General features: G+C 50.9%; 1 protein-coding gene. It reads right to left on the bottom strand.

All coding sequences use genetic code 11. From position 1 onward, the window contains the following. Positions 1–76: 76 nt before the first annotated feature. Entirely contained in the window at positions 77–1,465 is a 1,389-nt protein-coding gene (gene ltrA / locus RHEIN_RS17020) for a group II intron reverse transcriptase/maturase (RefSeq protein WP_008900220.1), read from the bottom strand. Positions 1,466–1,916: the final 451 nt, after the last annotated feature.

The raw sequence follows: 1,916 nt of genomic DNA, 5'->3' as shown, positions 1-1,916 counted from the left end.
ATCGAGTAGGAGGCGGGATCTCTCCCGCCGTCCTCTCACACCACCGTACGTGCGGTTCCGCATACGGCGGTTCATGTTAACACTGGAACTGTCGATGACATTCCTGCAGTGATACTAATCCCAGTCGTTCGAACCCGTTCTTCTTGAAGGCGTGATTCATATGACTGGCACCGGAGTTCCACCAAGGTCCGCGTTGGTTACAAGCTGATCGCCATGCTCTGATTTCATCCAGACCTGCTTTCATCAGTTGTTTGGCTCGGGTAAAAGGTCGCTTCCATTGTCGCCATAGCAGGCAACGCAGTTTGCGCCTTATCCAGCCATCTAACTCTTCCAGCACGCCTTTGACTTGGGTCAGTCGGAAGTAGCTTATCCACCCGCGCAGTACCGGTGTCAGTTCACTGATAACTTTTGCCACTGATTTGGAACCATTTCCCGTGGTTAGCTTTCTGATTTTCTCTTTCAGTCTCGCCACGCTACTGGCTGCAATTTTCAGTCGGGCCACTTTGTGCCATGTGAAGCTATAACCAAGGAACTTACGTTCTGATGGCCTTGCCACTGCACTCTTCTGCGTATTTACCTGTAGTTTCAGCGTTTTCGCTAAGAATTCACTGATGTCTTTCAGTAAATGTTCGCCCGCCTTTTGGCTGCTGACATAAATGTTGCAGTCATCGGCATAGCGGCAGAAGCTGTGACCTCGTCGCTCCAGTTCTTTGTCCAGTTCATCCAGCAGGATATTCGATAGCAGTGGTGACAAGGGACCACCTTGCGGCATGCCCTTATCGCGTTTTATCACCTCTTTTCCATCCACCATCTCTGCTTCCAGATAACGCCGGGTAAGTTTCAGTAGCCGTTCGTCTTTGATGGTCCGAGCTAGTCTCGACATCAGGATGTCGTGGTCCACACAGTCAAAGAACTTCTCTAAATCCATGTCTATAACCCAGCGTTTACCACTTTGAATAAACTGCTGTGCTTGTCGCACCGCCTGCCACGCATTGCGGTTGGGCCTAAAGCCGTAGCTGGACTTTGAGAATGTCGGTTCTACATAAGGCGTTAATGCCTGTGCTATCGCCTGCTGAATAAATCGGTCTGTTACGGTCGGTACACCCAGTGTTCTCACGTCACCATTCGGTTTTGGGATATCCACTTTGCGTATCGCCCGTGGCAGATAACTGCCTGCTATCAGCGCACTTTTGATAGTCGGCAGATGCTGTATCAGCCATGGCTTTAACTCCGCTACGCTGAGGTTATCCACCCCTGCCGCGCCTTTGTTTTCCACCACTCGTTGATACGCCAATCTCAGATTATCACTGTGTATCACGGCTTCTATCGTTAACGACTGTTCCGCTTTCGTTCGCCCACTGGCCGCCGTGTTGGTTTCAACACCATCAATCAGCACCGGCGAATTCTGTTCGCTTCTTCTGTTCATGGCCGCAGCATCCTGCGCTTGTGCATCATCAATCAACATCGAGATCCAGAGTCCTAATCACGGTTAACTATGTTCAGCCCTTCGTGCTGTCGGTTAAAAGCACTACTACAGCCTCGGCTGACTTCTGAGTATCCATCCCAACACCTCCCGATGTCAGTAGCACTATGGCAGACACTCAGACCTCCCAGGGTAATTCGCGTGACCTTCCTGCTTATACCTGTCGACTATACGTTGTAGCATTCCGTGCAAGTATTGGGCTTTAGTGATAATGGCCACCTTACCCTGCTACAGCGCCTAAATCGCTTCCTGTTCGTCAGGCCAGCATTTTGCTTTCAGCTTCCTTCAGATTTCACCTCACGATGAACACCCTTGCTGTTCAGCTAACACTTCCCCTTGCCGGGTGTGCAGAGGACTTGCACCTCCAAGTCACCAGTTTGACTACCACAGTCAATCTGGTTGCGCTTACGCGCAACGCGCCATGCCTGGCGCA

This window comes from Rheinheimera sp. A13L, assembly GCF_000217935.1.
GTDB lineage: Bacteria > Pseudomonadota > Gammaproteobacteria > Enterobacterales > Alteromonadaceae > Pararheinheimera.
Note: the sequence above shows the minus strand (reverse complement) of the source record. Positions and strands in the feature narration are given on the sequence as shown.

Bases quoted from the DNA above. Each gene is read 5' to 3' on its own strand.
- ltrA (WP_008900220.1), bottom strand. From the start codon at position 1,465: ATGTTGATTGATGATGCACAAGCGCAGGATGCTGCGGCCATGAACAGA.